This window comes from Devosia sp. XGJD_8, from assembly GCF_046614475.1.
Lineage (GTDB): Bacteria > Pseudomonadota > Alphaproteobacteria > Rhizobiales > Devosiaceae > Devosia.
In genome coordinates, this window is sequence record NZ_JBKJHF010000001.1 from 1,647,633 (window position 1) to 1,674,137 (window position 26,505).

The window sequence follows — 26,505 nt, forward strand, 5'->3', positions numbered from 1 at the left end:
GGGGGTATCGGCCTCACCCCATCAACGCCAGCAACCCCTCCGGATCATCCGTCGTGATCTGGTCCACCTTCAGCTCCAGCAGCCGCGCCACCTTGGGCTGGCTCTCCGCATTGGCGCGGTTGATCGTATAGGCATCGATCCGTCGCCCTTCGGCATGAAATGCCGCGACGATGTCAAAGCCCAGCCGATCCGCCTCCAGTACCAGCCCGTAATAGAGGTAGATCATCTCCGCCTTGGGCGAGGCGGCCACCGCGTCGCGCACGAAGCCGGCAAAGTCGCGCGACTGCATCAGCCGCTCCAGCGCCCCGTCATGGCAGGGGTCATAGCCGATGCGCAGGCCCTCGACGCCCTCGGTCAGCAGCCGCACCGATTCCGCATCGCCCGACGAGAGGATCATGTGCCGCGCCACCGGTGCCACGCTCTGCTTGAACGAGGCGACCGCGGCAGCGTCCAGCGCCCGCCAGTCCTCCTTGTAGTCCAGCTGCAGCAGCGCATCGGGATGCAGCCCGCCCTGCGCCAGCAGGGCGCAGAGGTCTTCCAGCAGCATCACCGTGTCGGGCAGCGGCACCCCGTCCTCGCCGCGCAGGTGGAACGAGCGCAACTCCGCCGCGCCCAGTTCGGCCACCTTGCCGCTGCCGGTCGTTTCCCGCTCGACGCTCAGGTCATGCAGCACCGCATAGCCGCGATCGGCATGCACCACCAGGTCCACCTCGACGCTGGCCCCCAGCTGCATCCCCTCGATGATCCGCGCCCCGGTAAACACGGGATCGCTCGCCTTGCGCCGGGCACGGTGCCATTTGAGCCAGGTGCGATGGCCGTTTCGCGTGATAAAGATGGGGTCGGTCATGCCCGGTGGATCAGCGCATTGTCCCGATACGCCGCGATGGCGCGCGGCTTGAGCGTCACGCCCTGGCCGGCCTTGAACAGGTCGGGATGGGATACCATCGCTTTGATCCTGGTATTGTCGCGCAGGTCGAGATCGACCAGGCCATGCGTGCCATAGTCGGTGACGCGATGCACCTTGCCCTGGCCGCCATCCTCCGCCGCTGCCAGGTCCAGCGCTTCGGGCCGGATCGCCAGGGTCGCCGGGCCATCGCTGACCGGCAGGGGTGTCGAATAACCGGCACGACTGAATATGCCATTCGACACCGTGCCCTCCACCAGGTTCATCGTGCCGATAAAGCCTGCCACGAAGGGCGTCTGCGGCTCGCGATAGACCACGTCCGGCCGGTCGATCTGTTCGGTGCGGCCGTCACGCATCACCACGATCCGGTCGGCCATCGACAGGGCCTCGTCCTGGCCATGCGTCACGAACAGAGTGGTGATCTTGAGCCGCTGCTGGATATCGCGCACCTCTTCGCGAAGTCTTTCGCGCAAGTGCTGGTCAAGACTCGCAAAAGGCTCGTCGAGCAGCAGGATTTTCGGCTCCAGCACCAGCGAGCGCGCCAGCGCCACGCGCTGCTGCTGCCCGCCCGACAGCTGGCCGACGCCGCGCGTGCCATAACCGCCCAGGCCCACCAGCTCCAGCACGCCTTCGACTCGTCGCTTGATCTCGTCCGGCGACACCTTGCGCAGCTTGAGCCCGAAGGCCAGGTTCTTGAACACATTCATATGCGTCCACAGCGCGTGGCTCTGGAACACCATTCCCGTCGGCCGCTTCTCCGGCGGCAGGCGGGTAATGTCCTCGCCATCGATGGTCATAACCCCGCTGGTCGGCGTCTCAAAGCCCCCCACCATGCGCAGCAGCGTCGATTTGCCGGAGCCGGACGGGCCGAGCAGGCACACCAGCTCGCCATCCGCCACGTCCAGCGAGAAGCTGTCCACCGCCCGCACATTGCCATTGGGGAAGATCTTGGAGACGTCTTTGATACTGAGAACCGACATGAAAACTTCCTAGCCGCCGAAACCGCGGGCAAACGAACCGGAATTCACCACCCGCCGCGCGAACAGCAGCGCGATGAAGCTGGGAACCCACAGCAGGACGGAGAGCACCGCGCCATATTGGATGACCGGCTGGTTGTTGATGAACGAGATCATCAGCACCGGCAGCGTGCGCACCTGCGGCGCCCCGATCAGCCAGGCGCCTTCGGTCTCGTAGAAGGTGCCGACAAAGCTGAGCAGGATTGCCGCGGCGATGGTCGGCCCGGCCTGGGGCAGGGTGATCGACCAGAACACCCGCAGCGGGCTGGCGCCCACATCGCGCGCCGCTTCCTCCATGCGCCGGTCGACCGACTGGAAGGCGGCCACCGGAATCCAGATCATGAACAGCAGCGTCCCCACCAGCTGGATCAGCACCACGCCCCAGAAGGTACCAATGAGGTTGAGCTGCAGGAAAATTCCTGCAATGGCGACCAGCAGGCCGAATTTGGGAAAGGCGTGCCCGGCCAGGAAAGAGAAGAACAGCAGGTTCCGTCCCGGAAAATCCAGCCGCGCAAAGGCATAGGCCGCCGGCAGGCAGATGGCGGCGGACAGGGCCGTCACCGTGAAGGCCAGGGTGAGGCTCATGGTGATGGAGCTCCACACGTCGGCCCGGGCCAGCGTCTGCTCCCAGAATCGCAGGCCGAATTCCTGCGGAATGACCGACGGATAGCGCCACACATTGGTGAAGGCCCAGGTGCCGACGACGAGAAGCGGAAAGACGATGATCAGTGTCAGCACCACCGCGAAGGCGATGCCGGTCCAGTCGATCTTGCGATGGGTGAGCGTTGCAGCCATTTACGCGGCCCTGTTCTTGGCGACGGAGCGCACGTAGAAAAGCCCGAACACGATGCAGAACCCGAAGGTGATCACCGCCTGGGTAATGGCCGTCTGCGGATCATAGAGGTCACGGAACGTGCGCTGCATGAACGGGCCCATCATTTCCGGCGCCGCCGGCCCCAGGATATAGGGCAGGGTGAAGGCCGAGAAGATGCCGAGCACGGCAAACGAAATCGCCACCAGGATCGAGTTGGAGATGCGCGGCAGGATGATGTGCCAGAGCAGCGCAAACCGGCCGGCACCGACGTCGCGCGCAGCCTCGATCGCCTGATTGGACACATTGCCCAGGCCCGAGAGCAGGATCAGCACGGTGAGCGGAATATTGTCCCAGACCAGGCCGATCACCGGCCCCCAGGGCGTGAGATAGGGCGTGCGGATCTTGGGCAGGCCGACGGCATTGAACAGCAGGTCGACCGTGCCGTTCGGGCCCAGCACGCGGATGAAGGCAAAGCTCAGGATGATCGAGGGGACGAACATCGGAAAAATGGCGAGGCCCTGCACATAGGCCGCGACCTTGGTGTTGGAGAACCTCAGATAAAGCGCGATCGGCAGGCAGACCACGAGCAGCAGGATGGCGCAGACACCGGTCGTCCACAGCGTGATCGACAGGTTGGACAGGCTATAGCCGTCGGAAAAGAAGAAGCGGTAGGTCTCGATGGAAAAGGCGCTGCCCTCGGGCGTCGGGACCCAAAGCGTGGTGATGATGGCCGAGATGATCGGCCAGATGATCAGCCAGAGCACCAGCAAGACCGGCGTGGCGACAAGCAGGAGGCCATATGGCCTCCTGCGCACGGGTGTAACGGACCCGATCTGGTCCGGGGTGGTCATGGTCACGAAGCGGGATCCACATTTGGTGCCACGGCGCGATACCAGCCGTCATTGATGGCTGCTTCCCATTCCCCGCTCGGGAAATTGGGAATGGTCTGCGGGATGAGATCGGCAAAGCGCTCGCGCAGCTCGGGCGACACATAGTCCCAGCTCACGCCGGGGAAGCCGCCAAGCTCGGTCAGCACGGCCGACTGGATTTCCTCGGTCAGCAGGAAATCGGCCAGCTTGAGCGCGGCATCCTTGTTCGCGCCATTGCTGAGCACGCCCAGCTTGGTGAAGCCGCCGGGCAGGCCGAGGTCCTGCAGCTGGACGAGACCGGTGGTCTCGGGCAGCACGCCCTGGGCAATGGCCGATAGCGCCTGGTCGGACCAGGCCGGGATCATGGTCACCGCCGACTGGCCCAGCAGCTGCAGCGACTGGGTATTGCCCGAGGTATAGGCGCCGCCATCGAACAGCGACGGGGCCAGCTCGAGCAGCATGTCGAATGCTGGCTTGAGCATGGTGTCGTTCTTGTCGGCGCTGTAGTTGTCGACGGTGAACAGGCTCGGATCATTGCCGTTCACTTCATAGATAGCACGGCGGACGAAATTGCCGCCCGAACCGCCCTTGTTGGGCCGGTTGTAGATGAACTGGCCCGGATTGGCCTTGATCCAGGCAACCAGGTCTGGCCAGGTCTTGGGCACATTGGCCGGATCGAGCTTGGTCGTGTCATAGGCCAGCAACACCTGCGACCCGCGGTAAGGCAGGTTCGTCGGGATGTCGAAGGCCAGCGGATTGACCTTGGAATAGTTGGACAGGCCAGCCGTCTCGAAATCGACATAGAGGCCCTTGGCAATGCCATCGACCGTGACGCGGGTGTCGAAGCCTTCGAACAGGTCCGCCTGCGGATCGGTGCCGGAGGCCAGGGCGGCCAGTGCGCGGTCGCCGATAGCGGCGACACCGGCGCCGTCGCCGCCGTCAACCAGGTTGAGGGTAATGCCGGCATTGGCCGCTTCGAATTTCGGCTTCACCACATTGGTCCAGAAGTCGATGACGTTCTGGTCCGAGCTGAAATAGACGTCGATGACGCCTTCCGCACCGAAGGACATGCGGGGCAGCATAAGAGCACCGGCAGCCGTGCCGGCAGCAAGCATGAAATCACGCCGTTTCATTGTAATCTCCCAAAGTCCGTTCATTAGAACGGATGTTCCACATGGCGGTGAAATCCGCCTGTAGGTTTCATCGATCTTGCGTCGACCACTCCCGAACCAAAGCTAACTACCGGTCAGGAAATTATGCAAGCGGAAACCCGTCGGTCGGCAGCGCCACGACAGCGGCGTACAAATCACAGCTTTGCGACAGCCATGTAACAGCGCAAAAATCGCGGGATGAGGGCGTCGATTTCCGCCGGGCCAGGCGGTTTTGTGACAAAGCAAATCCTTGCCTGGTATGGCAGATTGCCGGTCACTGCCGGCCGCCGCCATGGCTTGTGCGGCTCAGGGCTGGCGCGCGTGAGCTGCATCGCCGTCCGTTGCGACCAAGATGCGCAGCTTTGCGCCTGACGACATTGCTTGGTCGGTTCTTCGCTCGACCGAGCCGGCATCGCACGTTTCGAACGATCCGCGTCGGGAGTTCTAGTTTTGAAACATAAATTCCAAAAACAACGGTTAGATCCATGGGCGTCGCCAAACGGAGCGGGGCCGCGACGGCGCGCGGCCCTTTTTCGGCGTCAGATGCTGGCAGCCAGCGTCTCCAGCTGCGCCGCACAAAGGCCCCAGCCCTCGTGAAATCCCATCTTCTTGTGGCTTTCCGCGTCTTCCGCGCTCCAGTGCCGCGCGACCGCGGTGTATTTCGTCTTGCCTGGTCCGGCATCCTCGAAGGTCAGCACGGCGGTGAAGAACGGCTTTTCCGAAGGGGCCCAGTCGCCGATGAAGGCATCGGTGAACACCAGCCGCTCATTGGGGATCACCTCGAGATACTGGCCGGGATTGGGATATTCCGTCCCCGCCTCATCGGCCATGGTGAACCGGCTGGCGCCGCCCGGGCGCAAGTCGATCTCGACCTTGGGCGTGGTCCAGGGCTTGGGGGCGAACCACTGCTTGAGCAGGTCCGGCTGCGTCCAGCACTGATAGACTTTGTCGCGCGGTGCATTCAGCACCCGGGTCAGCACCAGGTCGCGATCCGTATCCTGGGTGGGAAGAGCATTGGTCATTTATTTCTCCGTGGCGTTCCGTGTCACTCAGGCGACGAGCCGCACCGCCTGTTTTCGACAGACATGTCCGCTTTTTTGATTTTTGCGGCCTGCCGTGCTCTGTGGTCGGCACAGGAGCATTGCCATGACCGACACCTCGCCGCCTATCACTGCCGCCCAGAGCCGCGCCGGCCGCGCCCTTGTCGGCTGGTCGCTTCCCGCGCTGGCCGAAGCGACTGCCATGAGGGTCAACCAGATCGAGCAATTCGAGGCGGAAACCCTCGACCCCGATGTCGAGTGCCCGCGCGCCATCCGCACCGCGCTCGAAGCCGCTGGCGTCCTCTTCCTGCCCGAACAGGGCGGCGAAGGCGTCGGCGTCCGCCTCAAATTCCCGCGCCTCACCGTCAAGCGCATCCAGACCTGGGAAGGCGAAGGCGGCACCACCGGCGAAGACGACATTCCCTGACCTTCACGAGCCACTTTGACCCACCCCATGCTTTGATGGTGCAACCGCTCAGAGTGGAGCCCCTTCACCTCTCCCTATGGGGGAGAGGTCGGCGCGCAGCGCCGGGTGAGGGGGCCTTTTCTGGGTGAGCTGCCTGAGGAAGGCCCCCTCACCCGACCCAAGAGGGTCGACCTCTCCCCCATAGGGAGAGGTGAAGAAAGACGCTACCGCCCCAGCGCACCCAGCGCCGGCCGCAAATGCCCGTTACTCTCCGCCAGCAATCGCTGCGCGCCCTCAACCCCCTCCGCGCCCGCAGCCAGCAAGATCGCCACCTTCACCGCGCCATCCGCCCGCTCCAGCGCTGCCGCGGCGGCAGTTTCATCCACGCTGCTGACGGCCATCACGATCCGCTGCGCCCGCCCGCGCAGCTTGAGATTGTCGGCGATCACATTGACCATGAAGCCGTCATGCACATGGCCCAGGTGAATGGCCATCATGGTCGAGAGCATGTTGAGCGCGATCTTCTGCGCCGTGCCCGCCCCCATGCGGGTCGATCCGGCAATCACCTCGGGCGGCGTCGGCAGGCAGATGGCCAAGTCGACCTTGGCAAAGATTGGTGCGCCCTGATTGTTGCTGATGCCGATGGCGCGGGCGCCCGCCGCACGGGCTGCTTCGACCGCGGCCATGGGGTAGGGCGTATAGCCGCTGGCCGTGAGCGCGATGACGCAGTCGCCCGGCCCGACACCCGCCGCGGCGATCTCGGCCCTGGCCGATTCGGCATCGTCCTCCGGCCCGCCTTCCATATTGGTGAGTCCGGCAATGCCGCCGGCCAGCAGCACCTTGATGCGGTCCCGCGCAATGCCATAGGTGCCCGGCAGTTCCAGCGCATCGGCCAGTGCCATCAGCCCCGAACTGCCCGCTGCCGCATAGATCAGCCTTCCGCCGCCTTTGAGGCATGTCGCGGCAAGTTCGGCCGCCGCCGCAATCTCCGGCACCGCGTCCTGCACCACCCTGGCGGCCTCGGCCTGCGCGTTGGCGAGAATCGCCAATGCCTCCTGTGGGGGCCGCGTGTCGAAGCCTTTCGCACGGGCATGAACCATCTCGGTTTGCGTTGCAGTCATGCCGCTCTCCTGTCGTCGCAATAATGCCAAAAAAATACCACTTGTCTACTCAGCGGCGCGACCCTTCGTCTCATACGGGTCGCGTCAGCCCTAAAACGTCAATTGCGCCAGCGTTATGCCTCAATAGTGCATTGGCGCTTTTTGGGGCTTGGTGAATGGTATTTTATTGGTATTATGGCGCCCGAGCAGCGGGGCTTGGCCAATCCGCGGACATTTAGTGATATGCATCGCACCGTCAGGTGCAACGAGGCGAGGGGGAAAGAGTGGCCGATATGCCCAACAGTTTCTTTGCCGATGGTCCGGTGGTGCTGCCAACGGGTGGACCGCTCTATCTCCAGCTCAAGCGCTGGATCGAGGATGCCATTCATAGCGGCGCGGTCAATCCCGGCGACGCCCTCCCATCCGAGCGCGATCTGGCCACCAAGGTCGATGTATCGCGTGTCACCGTGCGCAAGGCCGTGCTGCAACTGGTCAAGGACGGTGTTCTGGTTCAGCGCCACGGCTCGGGCACTTTCGTCGCGCCGCAGACCCAGCGCGTCGAACAGTCCCTGTCCAACCTCACCTCCTTCACCGAGGATATGGCCCGTCGGGGCATGGCCGTTCGCGCCGAATGGCTCGATCGCGGTCTCTATGTCCCGTCGCCGGAAGAAACCGTCATCCTGGGCCTGACCTCGGGCGAGCAGGTGGCCCGCATCGCGCGCCTCCGCCTGACGGGCGATACACCGCTGGCCATCGAGCGCGCCAGCCTCTCCTCGCGCACGCTGCCCGATCCCGCCGGCATCGCCGATTCTCTCTATAAGCACCTCGACAAGACCGCCAGCCGCCCGGTTCGCGCCATCCAGCGCATCCGCGCTGCCAACCTCAATGAGGAAGATGCGGCTTTGCTGCAGGTGCCGGCCGGCTCGGCCGGGCTCAATATCGAGCGCACCTCTTATCTCGCCTCGGGCCGCGTTATCGAATTCACCCGCTCGATCTACCGGGGCGATACCTATGACTTTGTCGCCGAACTCCGGCTCGGCGACTCGCCTGCGACAGGAGCCAGCAAGCCGTGACTTTGCCGAACCAGACCCATATGCGCCAGGAAGTCGAAGCCATTCCCGGCGTCGTCGCCAATTTCCTCGATCAGAGCCGCCCGGTGCTCGATGCCGCCGCCGCGGCTCTGCGTGAGCGCAATCCGCTTCTGGTCGCTACGGTCGCCCGCGGTTCCTCCGATCACGCCTCGTCCTACCTCAAATATGCCATCGAGCTGACCCTCGGCCTGCCGGTCGCCTCCATCGGCCCCTCCATTGCCTCGATCTATGGCAAGGATCTCAAGCTCGACCGTTGCGCCGCCATTGCCATCTCGCAATCCGGCAAGAGCCCCGACATTGTCGGCATGACCCAGTCGGCCCGCCGCTCCGGCGCCACCACCATTGCCATCACCAATACCGCCGGCTCCCCTCTGGCCGACGCATCCGATTTCACCATTGACCTGCATGCCGGCCTCGAAAAGTCCGTCGCCGCCACCAAGACCTTCGCCACCTCGGTCGTGGCGGGTCTGGCGCTCATCGCCCGCTGGAGCGGCGACGACGCGCTCGCCGCCGCCGTCAACGATCTGCCCAATTCCCTGGCCCGCGCCGTCGCCTGCGATTGGTCCGAACTCATCGGCGCGCTCGACGGCCACAATGCCCTTTATGTCCTGGGCCGCGGTCCCGGCTTTGCCATTGCCAGCGAGGCAGCGCTCAAGTTCAAGGAAACCTGCAACATCCAGGCCGAGGCCTATAGCGCCGCCGAAGTGATGCATGGCCCCGTCGCCATCGTCACGCCGGGCTATCCCGTTCTGAGCCTGGCCGCCCGCGACGCCGCCGAGGCTTCGGTCGCCGACATGGCCCACAAGCTGGCCGGGCAGGGCGCGCTGTCCTTTGTCACCAGTGACCGCCCGGGCGGGGCAAGAGCCTTGCCCTTCGCCGCCACCGGTCATCCGCTGACTGATCCGCTGGCCCTGATCGTCTCCTTCTATGGCTTTGTCGAAAAGCTGTCGCTGCATCGCGGCTTCAACCCCGACGTGCCCCCGGCACTCAAGAAGGTCACCGAGACGCTATGAGCGACCTGCAGGCCATTGTCGGCGCCCGCATCTTTGACGGGCATGATTGGCATGATGATGCAGCCCTGCTGATCGAGTTCGGCCAGGTCTGCGCCATTGTGCGCCGGAGTGACGTGCCGGCGCATTCATTCACCGTTCAACTCGGTGACGGAATTGTGGCGCCGGGCTTCATTGACCTGCAGGTCAATGGCGGCGGCGGCGCGCTGTTCAACAATAATCCTACGGTCGATACCATCCGCACCATCTGCGCCGCGCACGCGCAGTTCGGCACCACGGCCCTCCTGCCGACCCTGATCACCGACACGCCAGAGATCAACATCGCCGCCATCGCAGCGGGAAAAGCTGCGACAGAACAAGGCGTTCCGGGCTTTCTCGGACTCCATCTCGAAGGGCCGCATCTCTCGCTCGCCCGCAAGGGCACGCATGACCCGGCCCTGATCCGCCCCATGGACGACGCAGATCTCGCCCGCATCCTCGCTGCCCGCCCCGACCTGCCCAACCTCCTGGTCACCGTCGCCGCCGAAACCGTCACCCCGGCCCAGATTCAAACCCTCTCCAACGCCGGAATCATCGTCAGCATCGGCCACTCCGATGCCTCCTTAACTGTTGCCAATGCTGCATTTTCTGCCGGCGCCAGCATGGCCACCCACCTGTTCAACGCCATGAGCCAGCTCGGCAACCGCGAGCCCGGCGTGGTCGGCGCGGTACTCACCAATGACGCTGTTCATGCCGGCCTGATCGCCGACGGCATCCACGTTCATCCCGCCGCGATCGAGATCGCCCTGCGCGCCAAGACCGGCCCCGGCCGCATCTTCCTCGTCACCGATGCCATGTCCCAGACCGGCACCGACCTGACCTCACTTACCCTTAATGGCCGCACCATTACCCGCGCCGGAGGCGCCCTGCGCCTCGCCGATGGCACCCTGGCCGGCGCCGACCTCGACATGATCGACGCCGTCGAATTCATGCATGGCCGTATCGGACTGCCCATCGAGGAGGCCCTCCGCATGGCCTCGCTTTATCCCGCGCAGGCCATGGGCATCGATGCCGAATTCGGCCACCTCCAGCCCGGCGCCCGCGCCAACTTCCTCCACTTGTCCAGTGGCCGTCAGCTCCACGCCACCTGGATCGGCGGGCGTGAAGTCTGGCGCGCATGACGGCAGAACCGGTCGAATTTCAGCTCAGGCTGGGCCGAAAATGTCGATGTTCGAGAACCGGAGCGGAGCGTACGTTCAAGTACGTGAGCACCGGAAGCGCAGAACACCGGCATTTGCAGGCCAGCATCAGCTGAAAGTCGATCGGTTCTAGCCCCGGCCGATGTAGGGCATGTTGGTCGCCATCACCGTCATGAACTGCACATTGGCTTCGAGCGGCAGCCCGGCCATATAGAGCAGGGCATCGACCACATGTTTCACATCAAAGGTCGGCTCCGGCATCATTGTCCCATTGGCCTGCAGCGAGCCGCTGTTCATGCTGCTGGTCATGTCTGTCGCCGCATTGCCGATATCGATTTGCCCGCAGGCGATGCTGAAGGCGCGGCCATCCAGCGATATCGCCTTGGTCAGACCGGTGATGGCATGCTTGGTCGCGGTATAGGACGCTGCCCCGGGCCGCGGCACATAGGCCGAGATGGATCCATTGTTGATGATCCGCCCACCCTGCGGAGACTGGTCCCGCATCGCCCGAAACGCCTCGCGCGCGACATAGAAGGCGCCATTGAGGTTGGTATCGACCATCTCTCTCCAGGTCACGACGTCCAGATCGCCGAAGGACACGGCCGGCGCAAACCGGCCGGCATTGTTGAACACCAGGTCTATCCGGCCATATCTCTCCTTCACCCCGGAAAAGAACTGCGCCACTTCCGCCGGATCGGTGACGTCACACTCTCCCCAATGGCCGCCCGTCTCGTTGGCGACCTGTTGCAGGGCATCCGCCCGGCGCCCGCAAATGGCCACATCATATCCCACGGCGGCAAATCCCAGCGCCGCCGCCCGGCCAATCCCCGAACTGCCGCCCGTGACCACCGCGACTTTCCTCTGCGTCTCCATGCTCTCTCCAATTGTGGCAGCGACCGCGTCGCGGTCCGTTGATTCCAAAATCTCTGCGCATTTGCGCCTTATTTCGCTCGGCGTCCCAGATTGGTTATCTGGCGTGTTTAGCGCCCTTCACCCGTCAAACTGGTTTAGCTTGCTTCGAAGACCCCCGAAAACCGGGCGACTTTAACGGCTCGTTCAGCCGGGTTAACAAGTGGTTTCCATCTGTGTGCTGAATCTGCAACATCCGGTTGGCAACCATATTGCCGGCCCAGCAAAACGGCTTTTGCGTGATTGCGTCATCTCCAGCCATGCGTAGAGTGGGTCTTGCGAATCCATGCATGGGATCGTTTGTCGGTCGCAGCGCGACGGCAACACACTGCACCACGAATAAGTGTGGTCGCGTTACGACAAACCGCTGGGTAACCGGCACCAAGAATGACTGACTTTGGAGGTCAACTAATGAAACTCAAGAGCCTTATCCTCGGTTCTGTTGCTGCCGCCGGTCTCTCGACCGCTGGCTTTGCTGCCGATCTCGGCGTTCTCACCTCGCTCGACGTTTGCGACGAGCTGGGCCTTGCTGGCCTGACCATCTCGTCCGACACCAACTGCCTGCAGATCTCGGGCAAGGTTTCGTACACGTTCGAATACGGCAACTGGAATGGCGCTGCTCGCAACATCGCAAACACCCTGTCGGGTGTGGTTCCTGCTGGCTTCGCCATCAACCAGGACGGCGTCCGCAACATCGACACCCCCAGCGCGCTGGCAGCTCCGGCTTCCAACCAGGATTGGGACTCGAAGGTTGAAACCCTGCTGAAGTTCGTTGGTACCGCGTCGAGCGACTTCGGTCCGGCTCGCGTCGTGATCAACCTGCGCCAGCGCGACTACATCCGTAGCCGTGACGGCATCTCGGTCGCCAACGGCGACAACCATGCCCTGCGCGCTGAAGACGCCTACGTCCAGGTCGGTGACACCACCATCCTGTCCGCTGGTCGTAAGGGTTCGATCTTCAACGAAGGCGACGACGAGCCGTTCAACTTCACCGGCCTGTTCAACTCCGACGACGCCGACAAGGGCGTTTGGGAAGGCCCCGTCCGCAAGGGCGGTCACGTCATCCAGCTCGAGCACCAGTTCGGCGAAGGCTTCATCGGCAAGATCGGCCTCGAAGCCCTCAACCGCGACGAACTCGCTGGCGTTGCCAACACCCAGGCTGGTAGCCTGATTGGCGTTCTCGAATACGCTGGCGAAGGCATCACTGCTCACATCAGCGGCTCGCTCGGCGGCCTGCTCGATGGCATCCAGACCACCGGCGACACCTACGGCGTCCATGCTGGCATCACCGGCACCTTCGATGCGTTCAAGGTCCGCGCTGCTGGTTCGTACTCGGGCGGTTACAACCCCGCTGGCAACTGGGCTCTCTGGAACGGCCTGGTTTCGGGCGAAGCCAAGTTCGACATGTTCAAGGTCGCTCTCTCGGCTGAAGCTATCGGCGGCACGGCTGTCGGCGGCGCTGCCCTGGCAACCGACTTCGGCTTCGGCGGTTCGTTCGGCGCCACGGTTGCTGAAGGCATCGAACTCAACATCGGCGGTCGTTACTTCAACGACGGTACCGATGGCGTTGGCGATGGCTACCAGGTCGCTGCCCAGTTGATCGCTGCTCTGACCGAAACCATCAAGCTCACCGGCGAGATCGGTGTCTATGGCCACGGCGAGAATGTTGCTCCGGTTGCTCCGGCTGCTGCATTCTCCGACTTCTACGCTTCGGCCGAACTCGGCTGGAAGCCAGGTGGCGGTTTCGAATCGTCCATCGGTGCCAAGGTCCAGCAGAACGGTGCCTACAAGGTCACCTTCAAGGCTGCCAAGTCCTTCGAGTAATCCTCGGATCGCTTTGGACTACGGAAAGGCCCGGCTCATGCCGGGCCTTTCTGCTTTTGTGCGCTGCTCTTCAGCGCTCACGTGCTGATTCTCTCGTTTCGACCCTGCAGCCGCCGCGAACTTGCGCGTGTGCCAGAAATAATCCCGCGCAGACAATCACTTAGAGCCGCCGTTTTCGTTTGCGCGCCGGGCGAAATGCACTAGCGTTGCAGCAATTGCGGACATTCACGGAACAGGAATGATCAGGGACCTCATCAAGTGGGTCGTGCCGGGACTGGCGACGGTCCTGGGTGGCACGACTTTATCCGTTGCAATGACATCGGCCGACATTGCTGGCGATCTGACGGCCAGGGGCAACGCCGCCATGGCGGCCAGCGGCTACGATTGGGCCGAGCTGTCGCTCGATGTCCGCGACCTGACCCTGTCCGGCACCACCACCGATCCGACTATCGTTGAGGCCGCAATCACGCGCCTTGCGGCCATCGATGGCATCCGCACCATAACGCCTGCTGTGACGCTGGCGCCTATGGCGAGGCCCTACACTCTGCAGGCCACTATTGATCAGGACGCCGCGAGCCTCTCCGGTGGTGTCCCCGATGAGGCGACCCGGCACCGTCTCCTCGCCATGGCAGGTCTCGACGATGCCGATCTGCAGTTGCACTCCGGCATGCCCGATCGCCGCAGCTGGGTGTCCGGCGCCGAATTTGCCATCGAAAACCTGAAATACTTCGATCAGGGCGAGATTGTCCTCTCCGACCTCACTGTGAGCGTCGCCGGTCGCGCCAAGTCTGAACGGGACTATCGCGACCTGCTGATTGTCTTGCGAGCCGGTCCTCCCGCCGGGCTCGCATTCGGCGCAGTCGAGATCACGCCCGCGCTGGTTGAGCCCTATCAGTGGAGCGCCAGCTTCGACGGCAAGCGTATCGAGGTGACCGGTTTCGTGCCGGACGACGCATCTGCCGAGCGTCTCCGCACCGCCGACGTATCCGGCATACCGGTCGCCACCGGCCTGGCCTTGGGTTCCGGCGAACCCGATGGTTTTGCTGAGCTTTCCCAGATACTGATTGAGCAGCTGGTGCGCCTCGAATATGGCTCGGCCAGCATCACCGGTGGCGAAAGTGCGCTTACCGGTGCGCCGCCAACGCTCGAAGTCGCGCAGGGCATCGTCGAATCGCTGGCGCCCTCCGGCAGCATTGTCACCCTCGAACCGCCGCGGGTTGAAGACTACTGGATCAGCGCCACGCGCCAGCCCGGCGGCGTGGTGGTCTTCGATGGCTACGCGCCCGACGAAGTCACACGCGAAAAGCTCAGCCTGGGCGAGGGGGCCGACATCACCTGGCTCAAGCTCGGTCGCGGTGCTCCCGAGCGCTACCAGTCTGGCGTCGACTTCGGCCTTTCCGCTCTCGACCTGATGAGCGAAGGCCGCATCGCCCTGCGCGATAATGTCCTAACCATCACCGGCGTGGCCCGTTCCGGCGCCGATTATGAAACGTTGGTCGCCACACTGGCTGCCGGTGCGCCGCAGGGACTCGTGCTGGCGCGCGCCGAAGTCCATGCGCCTCGGGTGAGCAGCTACAACTGGTCAGCCAGCAAGGATGAAAGTGGCGCCATTGTCCTGTCGGGAATGGTTCCTAACCCCGAAGCAGAAGCCGCCTTGCGCGCTGCTGCAGGTGAAACTTCATCTGCAGCAATGACCTACGCCTCGGGTGAGCCGAGCGACTTTGTCGCCTCCGCCGAGTCCGCGATAGGCCTGCTCCAGTGGTTGCGTGACGGCAGCGTCACCTATGACGGCCTCGGCTGGACCGTCACCGGCACGGCCAATTCGGCGGCCGACAAGCAGGCAATTGATGCGGATTTCCTGGCGCAGCAACGGGCATCGGCCGGCTGGTCCATCGCCGTGGCCGAACCGGCGCCCATCATCACCGATGTTTCGCCGTATCTGTGGTCTGCCACCCGCACCGCCGACGGCGTCACGCTGATGGGCCACGTGCCGACAGAAAATCTGAAGCGCTTCCTGGCCGTGCATGCCGGCGATTCTGTCGTCGACACCTCCGAAATCGGCAGCGGTGCACCCGCCGATTTCGTGGCCACATCGACCGCGGCCCTCGATGCCGTCCTCGCGCTGGGAGAGGGTGAAGTCCGTTTTGATGGGCAGCAATGGTCCCTCAAGGGCGCCGCCGCCTCCATCGAAGCCCGCGACGCCTTGCTGGCCTCGCTTGCCGTCGCCACCGACAGCAATGGCTGGTCCATCGCCGTTACGGCACCCGAACCAGAGCCGGAGGTTGTGGCGGAACCGGAACCTGTTCCGGAGCCCGAGCCCGCCATTGAGCCGGAGCAAGCGCCCGAACCCGCCATTGCCGAACCGGCCGCCCCGGCTGTCGATCCGGATTATGCCTTCTCGGCGCGTCGCGGCGCCGGTGGTGCAGTGCAACTGGGCGGCAAGGTGCCCGCCGAGCCGGCGAGACGCTATTTCGGCGCCATCAGCGATGGCGATATCGCCGCCGTGACGGTGTCCCCAGGCGCTCCCGAGGCCTTCCTGCCGAGCGCGGAAACCGGTCTTCGCGCGCTTCTGCAGCTCGAAACCGGCGACCTTGCCTTTGCTGATGGTGTCTGGTCACTCCGGGGTGTCGCCCCGGACGAGGCGTCGAGCGCCGCCATCGAGACTGCCCTTGCTGCGGACCCGGGCGGGGCAGCCTGGGCCTCTGACATCACTGTCGCACCTGAACCTGAACCGGCACCCGAACCCGAACCGGTGCCCGAGACAGCTCCCGCCGCCGCTACCCCGGAAACGCCGGAGGTCGCGGCCGTCGAGCCGGGCGCGCCTGTCCCGTCCGACATTGCCGCCTGTGCGGCGCCTGTGGCCTATTTCTCCGCCCGCAACGCCATCTTCTTTGCCTCCGGCTCGGCAACGATCGCAGGCGAATCCGCCCCGGCGCTCGACGAACTGGCCATCGACCTGGCCGCCTGTCCCAACGCCGTCGTCCATATCGAGGGCCATACCGATGCCGACGGCGACGAAACGTTGAACATGGCCCTCTCGGTGGCGCGGGCCGAGGCCGTCGTTGCCGCCCTGGTCGCTCGCGGCGTCGATTACTCCCGGCTCTATGCCGTCGGTTATGGGGAATCCATGCCCATCGCCGACAACGACACCGCCCAGGGCAAGCGCATCAACCGACGGATTGTCGTCACGGTGAAGGCTCAGGATTAGGTCGCGGGGGAGGGCATGGCAATAAACTGGAGCGCGCTCAGCTATCTCCTGGGCGTCTACTGGCCTTATCTGGCGGCGGCCGGCCTTGTCGGTCTAGTCGTCGGCTGGCGCAGCTTTGCTCCGCCAAGGCCCTGAGCTGCCGATGAGCAACACGGCCCACATCGTCGAAACCGCGCTCCTGTTGCTGGTGGCCTACCTGCTCGGCTGCATCCTCGGCTATGGCGTCCGCCGCATTCTCCACGCCGCCCGGGGAACCAGGCAGGTCGTCGCCGTGCCGCAGCAAGTGGTGGCTCCACCGGCTGCGCCCTCGGAGTCGCGTCCCCCGCGCAGCCATGCCGCGCGCCTCGCGGCCACCGTCAACGAACCGCTCCCGGCGCCGAAGCGGGTCGAGCCGGCTCCCGTCGTGGCCAAAGCCCCGAATGAACCAGCGACTGCCAAACGCCTGTCGAAGGAAAAATCCGGGGATGCCAAGCCGCCGGCGCTTGTCGCAGCGCGCAACGGCAAGGCCGACAATCTCAAGCAGATCAAGGGAATCGGCCCGAAGATTGAAGCATCGCTTTATGCATTGGGTGTCTTCCACATCGATCAGATTGCTGGCTGGTCCAAGGCCAATGCAGAATGGGTCGAGGGACAGCTGGCGTTCAAGGGCCGCATTCGCCGCGAGCGCTGGGTCGAGCAGGCCATCGAGCTCTCGAAGGCCAAGGCCGACGCCTAGCGGTTACGACTAGGCCGCGCGCCCCAGCACCTGCACGCTGGTCCGGATGACGAATTCGGCCACGGCCTCGATTTCCTCGCGCTGGTCGAACAGGGCAGGCGAGCCTTGTCCGGCAACCGTCAGCGCCACCGCATCTGGCCGGCGGCGCGACATTTCATCGAACGTTTCGCGGCGCAACTGGTCAGTCAGCTGCGTGCGCAGCAGCATCAGCGGCGCACAGCGCAACGCATCGAATAGCGGCCATTGTGCCATCAACACATCGTCGAAATTGATGCTGGCCAGTGCCTCGATCAGGCGACGGTCAAACAGCGGCCGCGCCCTGCCGCGCTTGTCGATCATGTGGCTGCGCCCGATCAGCGCGTTGAGCCGGTCATCGGCCAGGCCGGGATAATCCCCGCCCAGAATGCGCCGGAAGCCTGCCGTGACCACGGCCGCGCCCTGCAGGCTTTCGATATGCGCCAGATTGTTGCGCAGCCGGACAATGCCGCGCGAGTCGGTGACCGGCCCCGCGTCGAGCAACACCGTCCCGGCGATCAGCCGGGGGTGACGGGTCGCCAGTGCCATCGCCACTTGGCCACCATGGCCTTGACCCAGCATCACGGCCGGACCAACCCCCAGCGCCGCCATGACCGAGGCTACATCGTCGGCATCGGCCAGCGAGCTGTAGTCCTCGGCCCGGAGGCGGTCGTCGGCGCGTCCGCGCCCCGGCAGGTCGATCAGCACCACGGGCCATTCCCCGCCACCGACGCGGCGGAAATAGGCGGCAAAGGCGCTGAAATCGCTCATATTGCGCTGATAGCCGGCAATGCATACCACCGGCAGCCGCCGGCTCGACAGCTGCCCGGCCACATGCACGGCCGCGCGCACCCCCGCCGACAGCGTCACATGGGTGATCGGCAGGTCGGCAAAGGCGGCATGGTCGGCAGGGACGGTTCTTTTGCGTGGCATGGGCAACTCTGGTTGCCGCTATCTAGAGGCAGTGCGCGAGTCTGCTCAAGGGGTGCCGCCTATCGAATGGTCCGCAAGGCCTGTTGCAGCGTCAGCGGACTGTCGCCCAGCCGCGCGCGATAGACCAGGTAATTGCCCAGCACGCGCTTCACATAGGTGCGCGTTTCCTGGAACGGGATCAGCTCCACCCAGATGACGGGATCGACATTGTCCGCCCGCGGATCGCCATAGGCCCGGATCCACTTGTTGGCATTGCCGGGTCCGGCATTATAGGCCGCCGCCGCCAGGACCAGCGAGCCGTCATAGCGCTCGAGCTGCGCGCTGAGATAGGTCGACCCCAGCAGCGCATTATAGGCCGCGTCGCTCACCAGCCGGCCAGGCGAATAGTCGACGCCCACTTCGCGGGCCACCTCCCGGGCGGTGCCCGGCATCAGCTGCATGAGCCCGCGTGCGCCCGCCGAGGAGACGGCATCGATCTGGAACATCGATTCCTGCCGCACCACGGCATAGACCGCGGCCCGGTCGGCGGCGAGCCGTGCATCGTCAGGCAGTCCGGCCTGGGGAAAGCTGAACATGTCGAGCGGCGTGCCCCGCTGGTCGGCGGTATTGGCAATGGAGATCGCCAGATGATGCGCGTCGATCTCCTCCGCCAGTTGCGCCGCCAGCAGCAGTTCGCCGCCCCTGGTGAGGCCCACCCCAAAATGGCGCAGCAGCGGCACAGCCATCTTGGCCTGCCCATTGGCCGCCAGCAGCCGCACCGCGCCCACCACCGGATGGGCGTTGAACAGGGTTTCGCTTGGCCGCGCGTCGGGCAGGGGGCGGATATCGACGCCGGCCTCGCCAAGCTCTGCACGCGCCAGCTGCCCGTAATAGACCGTGCCAAAGGCGGCCGCCGTCTCCAGCGCAGCTTGCGCCGATGCTGCGTCACCAGCCGCACGATGCGCGCGCGCCAGCCAGTAATTGGCCTGCGTCACGCTGTCGGGCAGGGTGGCCAGGCCCGCCATGGCGGTGAAATGCTGGGTCGCCGCGGCCGGATCGGCAAGGAAGGACAGCGCGATCCACCCGGCGTGAAAATGCGCCTCCACCAGCCGCCCCTCGGGACCGCGGCGATAGCCTGCTGCAGCCTGGTAGGCCAGGGCGGGCTCCCCCTCGTTCAGCAGCTGGCGGATCAGGGTGCGCCGCTCATACCACCACTCGGCTGAATCAGGCAGCACTTCGGGCGCCCGGTTGAGCCAGTCGACCGCGCTCTCCCAGAGCGCGAACTGCCGCGCGCGCTGCGCGCGCGAATAGAGATAGACCGGGTGGTCATGCAGGCTTTCGTCCACGTCGTCGAGCAGCGCCTTGGCGTTGCCGGCGTTGCGCGACACCGCCGCCCGCGCCACCACCAGCGACTTCTGCGCTTCGGTCAGATGCGGCAAGAGCCGCTCACTGCCCCGCGCCCGGTCATGCATCATCAGGTGCACGGCTCGTGCCCAATGCGCCTCGCCATCCAGCAGGCTACCCAGCCGGGCGGCAACTTTGGCTTCCTGTGCTTCGGTGAGAAAATTGTCGATCCAGATGCTTCGCGCCAGGCTGGTGGCGCGCTGGGTGTCGCCCTCGGCCAGATAGGCGCTGGTCAGCAGGATCTTGCCGTCGACGGTGCGCGGCGTGCTCCCGGCCAGCGTCTCGATCACCGCGCCCGCGCCGGCTTCCGCCCGGGCCAGCGATTGTTCGATCCGCGTCCTGGCGATGCTGGTCGGCGCAAAATCGGGTGCATCAGCGATGAACTGCTCGATCGACCGGTAGTCGATCTCCCCGGCATGGAAATAGATCGCCGCCCACTGCACGGTGCGGCGTTCGACGGCATTATCCAGTGCGGCTGCCTGGCTGTAGGCTGCCACCGGATCGCCGGTGAGCAGGACAGCCAGTGCGGCGCGGAAAGCTTCCGAGCCCTTTGGCTCACCGGCCGTGATACCGGCCTCCGCCGGGACCGAGCCCGTTGTTACCGTGTCGATCGCGTCATTGGCTATCGCATGCGAGAGGGGGGCAAAGCTCGCCAGGCCCAAAACCGCTGCGATGAGGCCTGCCCGAAAGCGCTGCGTCATCTGCCGTCCTGCTGGTACGTGTCTGTTCAACCGGCTGGGCGCCCCCACCTGCGGTCAGTCCAAACTTACCCCATCGTGGTAAAGATGGTCTTGCCGCCGATGAACCCGTCTGGTCGCCGCCGCAACAAAGCGTTGTGATGCGGTCGGATAAAAACTATGGTGCGGCGCACAAAAAACGGCGCTACAGCCGCTCTATGACACTCTGCCACGGCTGAACTGTGGCAAACCAACCCAAGGACATTTCGACAAATGCTGCGAGGATCGATTACGGCGCTCATCACTCCCATGCTCAATGGGAATGTCGATGAGAAAGCCTTCGCCAGCTTTGTCGACTGGCAGATTGCCGAAGGAACGCACGGCCTCGTACCAGTCGGAACGACGGGCGAAAGCCCCACCGTCAGCCATGAAGAGCATCGCCGCGTCGTAGAAATTGCCGTCGAGACCGCCAACAAGCGCGTCCCGGTGATTGCTGGCGCCGGCTCCAATTCCACGGCCGAAGCGGTCGAACTGGCCAGGTTTGCCGAAAAGGCCGGCGCCGACGCCGTGCTGACCATCGTGCCCTATTACAACAAGCCCAATCAGGAGGGCATGTTCCAGCACTTCTCCGCGGTAGCCAGGGCCGTCGGCGTTCCGGTTATTCTCTACAGTGTGCCCGGCCGCACCGTGGTCGATCTCACCGTCGATACCATCGCACGCCTGCATGAAGCCCATTCCAACATTATCGGCGTCAAGGATGCGACCGCCGATCTCGGTCGGGCCAGCCTGCAGCGCGACAAGCTCGGCAAGGATTTCATCCTGCTCTCGGGCGAAGACATTACCGCGCTCGCCTTCAATGCGCATGGCGGCCACGGCTGTATCTCGGTCACCTCCAACATCGCGCCGCGCCTGTGCTCGCAGATGCAGGAGCTGTCGCTGGCCGGTGATTTCAAGGGCGCCCTGCTGGTGCAGGACAAGCTGGTGCACCTGCACAAGAACCTGTTCATGGAGCCCAATCCGACTGCGGTGAAGTATGCGGCCAGCCGCTTGAACCGCTGCGCCAATGAATTGCGCCTGCCGCTGGTCCCGGTCAGCAAGGCCACCGAAGAGGCCGTGGACTTTGCAATGCGCCACGCAGGCCTTATCTAAGCCTCATGGCTCCAAAGAACGACAAAGCAAAGAACGGTGTAATCAGCCACGGTCTCGTGGCTGAGAACCGTCGCTCGCGTTACGACTATGAAATCGGCGAAACCATGGAAGCCGGCATTGTGCTGACCGGCACCGAGGTCAAGTCGTTGCGCTTGGGCAAGGCCCAGATCACCGAATCTTACGCCTCGCCCGAAAAGGGCGAACTCTGGCTGATCAACGCCCATATTCCCGAATATCTGCAGGCCAATCGCTTCAACCATGAAGAAAAGCGGCCGCGCAAACTGCTGGTCTCGCGCAAGCAGCTGGCCCACCTCGACCAGGAAGTGGCGCGCGCTGGCAATACCATCGTTCCGCTCAAGCTCTTCTTCAACGATCAGGGGCGCGCCAAGCTGCTGATCGGCATCGGCAAGGGCAAGAAGAACTACGACAAGCGCGCCACCGAGCGTGACCGCGACTGGAACCGCGACAAATCCCGCATCATGAAAGAGGGCGGCCGGGGGTAGGGCCTTCTTACCTCTCCCTCTGGGGACTTCGAACCGGCCCAAAGGGCATAATCGCTCCGGTGGAGCGATTTTAGGTGAGAAGGCCGCGAGGCCGGGCCGAGTGGCTTGGTCGGCGCTTAGCCCCGGGTGAGGGGCCTTCCACCTGGTTAGCCTTATTCCTCAACCTCAGCCGCCACCGGCGCAGCAACCGGTCGGGTGCTCGGCGGGCGGCCGACATTCTTGGCCAGGTCGGCCACATCCATGAAGAAATCCGCCTGCCGGCGCAGGTCGTCGGAGATCATCGGCGTGGAAGTGGTCAGCGTCGATACCACGGTCACCCGCTTGCCCTTGCGCTGCAGCGCCGCCACCAGGGCGGTGAAATCGCCGTCGCCCGAAAACAACACCATGTGATCGTAGTAGGGGGCCAGCTCCAGCGCATCGACGCAGAGCTCGATATCCATGTTGCCCTTGATCTTGCGGCGGCCGGTCGCGTCGGTGAATTCCTTGGCCGGCTTGGTCACCACCGTGAAGCCGTTATAGTCCAGCCAGTCGATCAGCGGCCGTATCGAGGAATATTCCTGATCCTCGATCAGCGCCGTGTAGTAATTGGCGCGCAGCAGATAGGCCTTGGCGTTGAATTCAGCGAGCAGTCGGCGATAGTCGATATCGATCCCGATAGCCTTGGATGTGGCGTAAAGATTGGCGCCATCGATGAACAAAACGATCTTTTCTCTGGAATCGATGGGCATCTCAAATCTCCCATTTGCGGTTGCTGCCGCCAAATGATGTGCCGTCACAAAAGCAGTCCCGAACGGTCAAATTTAAATTCCACCGAGAACCTTATCTTAACTTCGCTATTCGCACGTTTTCCGGAACCCGGCAAGGCGTGGGTGTTGGCGGGGTGACCCTCAATGACCCATGCAGCTGCTGCAAGCCACGCCAACCTTGTGCCCGCCGGGTCGCTCGTGTATGGGAAGCGTTCATTCCATAAATTTTGGAGACGTCTGTGGCACGCGTCACCGTTGAAGACTGCATCGAAAAGATCGAAAACCGCTTCGATCTCGTTCTCATGGCCGCCCATCGCGCGCGCATGATTTCGTCCGGCGCCCAGATCACCGTTTCCCGCGACAACGACAAGAACCCCGTTGTGGCGCTGCGTGAAATCGGCGACGGCGCGATTTCTCCCGATGACCTGCGCGAAGACCTGATCCATTCGCTGCAGAAATATGTCGAGGTCGACGAGCCCGAAGAGCACGCCGCTCCGCTCATCGAAAGCGCCAATGGCGATGATTCGATCAACTTCGACACGATCAGTGAAGAAGAACTGCTGCGCGGCATCGAAAGCCTCGCCCCGCCAGAACGCCGCGACGACTAAAGGTCGTTGCGCAGTGCATTCAACACCCTCGGCGCAAGCCGGGGGTGTTTTCGTTTGATCGTGCTTACCCGCCCCCCTCCCGGCCTCCCCCATCAAGGGGGAGGTGCTGTCTGGTGGGTGGGACTGGATTGTGCCTCAAGAGTGGAGGGAAACCTCCCCCTCGATGGGCTTGTGAGCGACCCGAAGGGGCAAATCGCTCCAGTGGAGCGATTTGAGCGATCAAGAGTGGGAGGGGGTGGGGTTTGGGCACCATGCGCCTTCCCAACCCGCTGCAACTCAGATACTCCCGCCGCCACCCTTTCCATTTTCTTTCAAAGCGCTAAGCTCATTCTTCAAGCGAGCGGCACCCACCCATGATGCGTCAGTACGAGCTTGTCGAACGCGTTCAGGCCTACAACCCGAACGTCGACGAGCAGTTGTTGAATAAAGCCTATGTCTACGCCATGCAGAAGCATGGCTCGCAGAAGCGTGCCTCAGGCGACCCCTATTTCAACCACCCGCTCGAAGTCGCCGCCATCCTCACCGAGCTCAAGCTCGACGATGCCTCCATCGCCGTGGGCCTGCTGCACGACACCATCGAGGATACCGACGCCACCCGCGCCGAGATCGACCAGCTGTTCGGCGCCGAGATTGCCACCATCGTCGATGGCCTGACCAAAATCGATCGGCTGAACCTGGTCTCCCGCGAGGAGGCCCAGGCCGAGAACCTGCGCAAGCTGCTGCTGGCCATCAGCCAGGATGTGCGCGTGCTGCTGGTCAAGCTGGCCGACCGCCTGCACAATATGCGCACGCTGCAGTTCATGCCGCCAGACAAGCAGAAGCGCATCGCCCAAGAGACCATGGATATCTATGCCCCGCTTGCCGGCCGCATGGGTATGCAGGACATGCGCAACGAGCTGGAGGACATCTCCTTCCGGATCCTGCAGCCTGAGCACTATCAGGCCATCATCGCCCGGCTCGACGAGATGCAGGCCGAATATCGCGAGACCATTTCTGTCATTTCCACCGAGCTCAGCGAGCGCCTAGCCGCCGAGGGCATCACCGCCCGCGTCAAGGCGCGGGTGAAGTCGCCCTTTTCGATCTTCAACAAGATCGAGCGCAAGTCGATCGCGCTGGAACAACTCTCCGACATGATCGGCTTCCGGGTCATCGTCGGCTCGGTGGAGGAGTGCTACCGCACGGTCGGCGTCGTTCACACCAAGTGGAAGGTCGTGCCCGGCCGCTTCAAGGACTATATCTCGGTCCCCAAGCACAATGACTACCAGTCCATTCACACCACGATCGTGGGGCCCGGTCGCCAGCGCGCGGAGTTGCAGATCCGCACCGAGGAGATGGATCGCGTCGCCGAATACGGCATCGCCGCCCACGCCCTCTACAAGGATGGCGCCTCGGCCGACCTGAGCCGCATCGAGAATGAGTCACAGGCCTATGGCTCGCTGCGCTCCACCATCGCGCACCTCACCGCCGGCAATTCCACCGAGGATTTCCTCGAATATACCAAGCTGGAGCTCTTCCAGGATCAGGTCTTCTGCTTCACTCCCCGTGGCCGGCTGATCGCGCTGCCCCGCGGCGCTACACCCATCGACTTTGCCTATGCCCTGCATACCGATATCGGCGACACCACTGTCGGCGCCAAGATCAACGGCTCCATCCTGCCGCTGGTGACCCAGCTGCGCAGCGGCGATGAAGTCGAGATCATCCGCGACCAGAACCATCTGCCGCCCCTCAACTGGCTCGGCATTGCCGCCACCGGCAAGGCCCGCGCCGCCATTCGCCGCTCCGTGCGCCACGCCGCCGCCCAGCGCGCCTTTGCCCTGGGCGAGCACGTGCTCAACATGATGCTCGAGCGCGAAGGCGTCATGCTCGACGACGCAGAGGCCAAGGCCCTGGCCGAAGTCCTCGGCGCGGCAAGCCGGCGCGACCTCTTGATCGCCGTGGGCGAAGGCAAGATCGGCTCCGAGCCGCTGGCCGCGGAACTCGCCAAGCTCAAGGGTCTGCGCAAGCGCCGCCGCAAGCTCGACCTGCCGGTGGCCGATACGGCCGATGGCTGGTTCGCCCTGCGCTCCACCGATCTCTTCCGCTTCCGCGTTCCCGGCGGCCAGCGCTCCGGCCCGCGCGCCAAGGCCGCCCTGGCCCAGCTCGATTTTCACATGCCGGTTACGGTCTCTGGGGAGGGGGTCGTGCCCGGCGATCGCCTCGTCGGCATCCTGCAGCCCGACAAGGCCATGCTGGTCTACCCCATCCATTCCGATGCCCTGATCGACATGCATGACAGCGACGTCGCCTGGGTCGACGTGCGCTGGAACCTCGCCGGCCGCGAGGACAAGCTCTTTCCCACCGTCATCACCATGGAATCGGTCAATCGCCCCGGCTCACTGGCGCAGATATCCTCGGCCATCGCCGCCTGCGACGCCAACATCAACAATCTGGTGATGCGGATGATTTCGCCCGATTTTCACCAGCTGATCTTCGAAATCGAGGTGCGCGACCTTGCACAACTCACGGATGTTCTGGCAACGCTCAAGCGCAGTCCCGGCCTTTCCGCCGTCCAGCGCGCCGGCATTCGCGAGGCGGGCATGATTTCGACCCTGGAGTGGGACGGCCAGGTCGACCGGAGGTTTGCCGATGACGAAAGATGAAGTACTGGCCATTTTCCGCGATTGCGGCGCCATGCTCGAAGGCCATTTCATCCTGTCCTCCGGCCTGCGCTCGCCGGTCTTCCTGCAGAAGGCCAAGGTGTTCCAATATGCCAGCCAGACCGAAAAGCTATGCAAGGCCCTGGCCGACAAGATCCACGCGGACGGCTTCGGCGATGTGACCAAGGTCGTCTCTCCCGCCATCGGCGGCATCATTCCCGGCTACGAGACTTCCCGCCACCTCGGCGTCCCCGCCCTTTATACCGAGCGTGTCGACGGCAAGTTCGAGCTGCGCCGCGGCTTCGAGATCGCCCCCGACGACAAGGTCATTGTGGTCGAGGACATTGTCTCCACCGGCCTCTCCATCCGCGAATGCGTCGAGGCCCTGCGCGCCATCGGGGCCAACGTGGTCGCCGCCGCCTGCCTGATCGATCGCTCCGGCGGCGAGGCCGATGTCGGCGTGCCGCTGGTCAGCCTCATCGAGTTCAAGGTTCCCGCCTATCCCGCCGACCAGCTCCCTCCCGAACTCGCCGCCATCCCCGCCGTCAAACCCGGCAGCCGCGGCATCCAGGGTGTGAAGTGAGCCCGGCGGTCACCCCCTCCCAGCCTCCCCCATCAAG

23 protein-coding genes are annotated in these 26,505 nt (G+C 64.1%); 12 read left to right on the top strand and 11 right to left on the bottom strand.

Going from position 1 to position 26,505, the window contains the following annotated elements; translation table 11 throughout:
- Nucleotides 1-13: 13 nt before the first annotated feature.
- The 6 genes from ACLI1C_RS07705 to ACLI1C_RS07730 all read right to left on the bottom strand — a co-directional run bounded on the left by ACLI1C_RS07705 (nt 14) and on the right by ACLI1C_RS07730 (nt 5,776).
- On the bottom strand, nt 14-847 hold the full coding sequence (locus tag ACLI1C_RS07705) for a glycerophosphodiester phosphodiesterase (RefSeq protein WP_411396290.1): 834 nt from the start codon (nt 845-847) through the stop codon (nt 14-16).
- Entirely contained in the window at nt 844-1,884 is a 1,041-nt protein-coding gene (locus tag ACLI1C_RS07710) for an ABC transporter ATP-binding protein (protein WP_411396291.1), read from the bottom strand. Before ACLI1C_RS07710 ends, ACLI1C_RS07705 begins: the two co-directional genes overlap by 4 nt.
- 9 nt (nt 1,885-1,893) lie before the next feature.
- Entirely contained in the window at nt 1,894-2,715 is an 822-nt protein-coding gene (locus ACLI1C_RS07715) for an ABC transporter permease (RefSeq protein ID WP_411396292.1), read from the bottom strand.
- Nucleotides 2,716-3,585, bottom strand: a complete 870-nt coding sequence (locus ACLI1C_RS07720) for an ABC transporter permease (RefSeq protein ID WP_411398262.1) — start codon at nt 3,583-3,585, stop codon at nt 2,716-2,718.
- Between the two features lie 2 nt (nt 3,586-3,587).
- On the bottom strand, nt 3,588-4,736 hold the full coding sequence (locus ACLI1C_RS07725) for an extracellular solute-binding protein (protein WP_411396293.1): 1,149 nt from the start codon (nt 4,734-4,736) through the stop codon (nt 3,588-3,590).
- Nucleotides 4,737-5,293: 557 nt separating this feature from the next.
- On the bottom strand, nt 5,294-5,776 hold the full coding sequence (locus ACLI1C_RS07730) for an SRPBCC family protein (protein WP_411396294.1): 483 nt from the start codon (nt 5,774-5,776) through the stop codon (nt 5,294-5,296).
- A gap of 124 nt (nt 5,777-5,900) precedes the next feature.
- Here ACLI1C_RS07730 and ACLI1C_RS07735 point away from each other — a divergent pair, with 124 nt between their 5' ends.
- Nucleotides 5,901-6,221, top strand: coding sequence for an XRE family transcriptional regulator (locus ACLI1C_RS07735; RefSeq protein WP_411396295.1), 321 nt, complete (start codon nt 5,901-5,903; stop codon nt 6,219-6,221).
- A gap of 203 nt (nt 6,222-6,424) precedes the next feature.
- Here the strand turns inward: ACLI1C_RS07735 and ACLI1C_RS07740 are convergent, their stop codons facing one another.
- Nucleotides 6,425-7,321 carry an N-acetylmuramic acid 6-phosphate etherase gene (locus ACLI1C_RS07740; protein ID WP_411396296.1) on the bottom strand — a complete coding sequence of 299 codons (897 nt, stop codon included), beginning with the start codon at nt 7,319-7,321 and terminating at the stop codon, nt 6,425-6,427.
- Between the two features lie 272 nt (nt 7,322-7,593).
- Between ACLI1C_RS07740 and ACLI1C_RS07745 the strand changes: the two genes are divergently transcribed.
- Genes ACLI1C_RS07745 through nagA form a run of 3 tightly spaced genes read left to right on the top strand, consistent with a single transcriptional unit; the run spans nt 7,594 to nt 10,561 of the window.
- On the top strand, nt 7,594-8,373 hold the full coding sequence (locus tag ACLI1C_RS07745; protein WP_411396297.1) for a GntR family transcriptional regulator: 780 nt from the start codon (nt 7,594-7,596) through the stop codon (nt 8,371-8,373).
- Nucleotides 8,374-8,393: 20 nt separating this feature from the next.
- Nucleotides 8,394-9,404, top strand: a complete 1,011-nt coding sequence (locus tag ACLI1C_RS07750; protein WP_411398264.1) for an SIS domain-containing protein — start codon at nt 8,394-8,396, stop codon at nt 9,402-9,404.
- Entirely contained in the window at nt 9,401-10,561 is a 1,161-nt protein-coding gene (gene nagA, locus ACLI1C_RS07755) for an N-acetylglucosamine-6-phosphate deacetylase (protein WP_411396298.1), read from the top strand. The genes ACLI1C_RS07750 and nagA overlap by 4 nt, the downstream gene beginning before the upstream one ends.
- 147 nt (nt 10,562-10,708) lie before the next feature.
- Here nagA and ACLI1C_RS07760 read toward each other — a convergent pair whose 3' ends face one another.
- Nucleotides 10,709-11,452, bottom strand: coding sequence for an SDR family oxidoreductase (locus tag ACLI1C_RS07760; protein WP_411396299.1), 744 nt, complete (start codon nt 11,450-11,452; stop codon nt 10,709-10,711).
- 447 nt (nt 11,453-11,899) lie between these two features.
- On the opposite strand from ACLI1C_RS07760, the gene ACLI1C_RS07765 reads away from it, so the two are divergent.
- The 3 genes from ACLI1C_RS07765 (at nt 11,900) to ACLI1C_RS07775 (ending at nt 17,235) form a co-directional block, all read left to right on the top strand.
- On the top strand, nt 11,900-13,312 hold the full coding sequence (locus ACLI1C_RS07765) for a hypothetical protein (RefSeq protein WP_411396300.1): 1,413 nt from the start codon (nt 11,900-11,902) through the stop codon (nt 13,310-13,312).
- Between the two features lie 238 nt (nt 13,313-13,550).
- Nucleotides 13,551-16,520 carry an OmpA family protein gene (locus ACLI1C_RS07770; protein WP_411396301.1) on the top strand — a complete coding sequence of 990 codons (2,970 nt, stop codon included), beginning with the start codon at nt 13,551-13,553 and terminating at the stop codon, nt 16,518-16,520.
- 142 nt (nt 16,521-16,662) lie between these two features.
- Nucleotides 16,663-17,235 (top strand): hypothetical protein, encoded by a 573-nt coding sequence (locus tag ACLI1C_RS07775; protein ID WP_411396302.1) that lies wholly within the window; start codon nt 16,663-16,665, stop codon nt 17,233-17,235.
- Nucleotides 17,236-17,244: 9 nt separating this feature from the next.
- Here ACLI1C_RS07775 and ACLI1C_RS07780 read toward each other — a convergent pair whose 3' ends face one another.
- Both ACLI1C_RS07780 and ACLI1C_RS07785 read right to left on the bottom strand, forming a co-directional pair.
- The gene (locus ACLI1C_RS07780; protein ID WP_411396303.1) at nt 17,245-18,183 is read right to left on the bottom strand and encodes an alpha/beta fold hydrolase; all 939 of its coding nucleotides are present in this window, start codon (nt 18,181-18,183) and stop codon (nt 17,245-17,247) included.
- A gap of 59 nt (nt 18,184-18,242) precedes the next feature.
- Nucleotides 18,243-20,267, bottom strand: coding sequence for a lytic transglycosylase domain-containing protein (locus ACLI1C_RS07785; protein WP_411396304.1), 2,025 nt, complete (start codon nt 20,265-20,267; stop codon nt 18,243-18,245).
- A gap of 249 nt (nt 20,268-20,516) precedes the next feature.
- Between ACLI1C_RS07785 and dapA the strand changes: the two genes are divergently transcribed.
- Both dapA and smpB read left to right on the top strand, forming a co-directional pair.
- Nucleotides 20,517-21,392 (top strand): 4-hydroxy-tetrahydrodipicolinate synthase, encoded by an 876-nt coding sequence (dapA, locus tag ACLI1C_RS07790; RefSeq protein WP_411396305.1) that lies wholly within the window; start codon nt 20,517-20,519, stop codon nt 21,390-21,392.
- Nucleotides 21,393-21,397: 5 nt separating this feature from the next.
- Nucleotides 21,398-21,895 (top strand): SsrA-binding protein SmpB, encoded by a 498-nt coding sequence (gene smpB / locus ACLI1C_RS07795; protein WP_411396306.1) that lies wholly within the window; start codon nt 21,398-21,400, stop codon nt 21,893-21,895.
- 152 nt (nt 21,896-22,047) lie between these two features.
- On the opposite strand, the gene ACLI1C_RS07800 is transcribed toward smpB, so the two are convergent.
- Entirely contained in the window at nt 22,048-22,623 is a 576-nt protein-coding gene (locus ACLI1C_RS07800) for an NYN domain-containing protein (protein WP_411396307.1), read from the bottom strand.
- Between the two features lie 257 nt (nt 22,624-22,880).
- Between ACLI1C_RS07800 and rpoZ the strand changes: the two genes are divergently transcribed.
- The 3 genes from rpoZ to pyrE all read left to right on the top strand — a co-directional run bounded on the left by rpoZ (nt 22,881) and on the right by pyrE (nt 26,468).
- On the top strand, nt 22,881-23,249 hold the full coding sequence (gene rpoZ, locus ACLI1C_RS07805; RefSeq protein WP_092179449.1) for a DNA-directed RNA polymerase subunit omega: 369 nt from the start codon (nt 22,881-22,883) through the stop codon (nt 23,247-23,249).
- Nucleotides 23,250-23,602: 353 nt separating this feature from the next.
- The gene (locus ACLI1C_RS07810) at nt 23,603-25,888 is read left to right on the top strand and encodes a RelA/SpoT family protein (RefSeq protein WP_411396308.1); all 2,286 of its coding nucleotides are present in this window, start codon (nt 23,603-23,605) and stop codon (nt 25,886-25,888) included.
- Entirely contained in the window at nt 25,875-26,468 is a 594-nt protein-coding gene (gene pyrE / locus ACLI1C_RS07815) for an orotate phosphoribosyltransferase (protein WP_411396309.1), read from the top strand. The genes ACLI1C_RS07810 and pyrE overlap by 14 nt, the downstream gene beginning before the upstream one ends.
- The last annotated feature ends 37 nt before the right edge of the window (nt 26,469-26,505 follow it).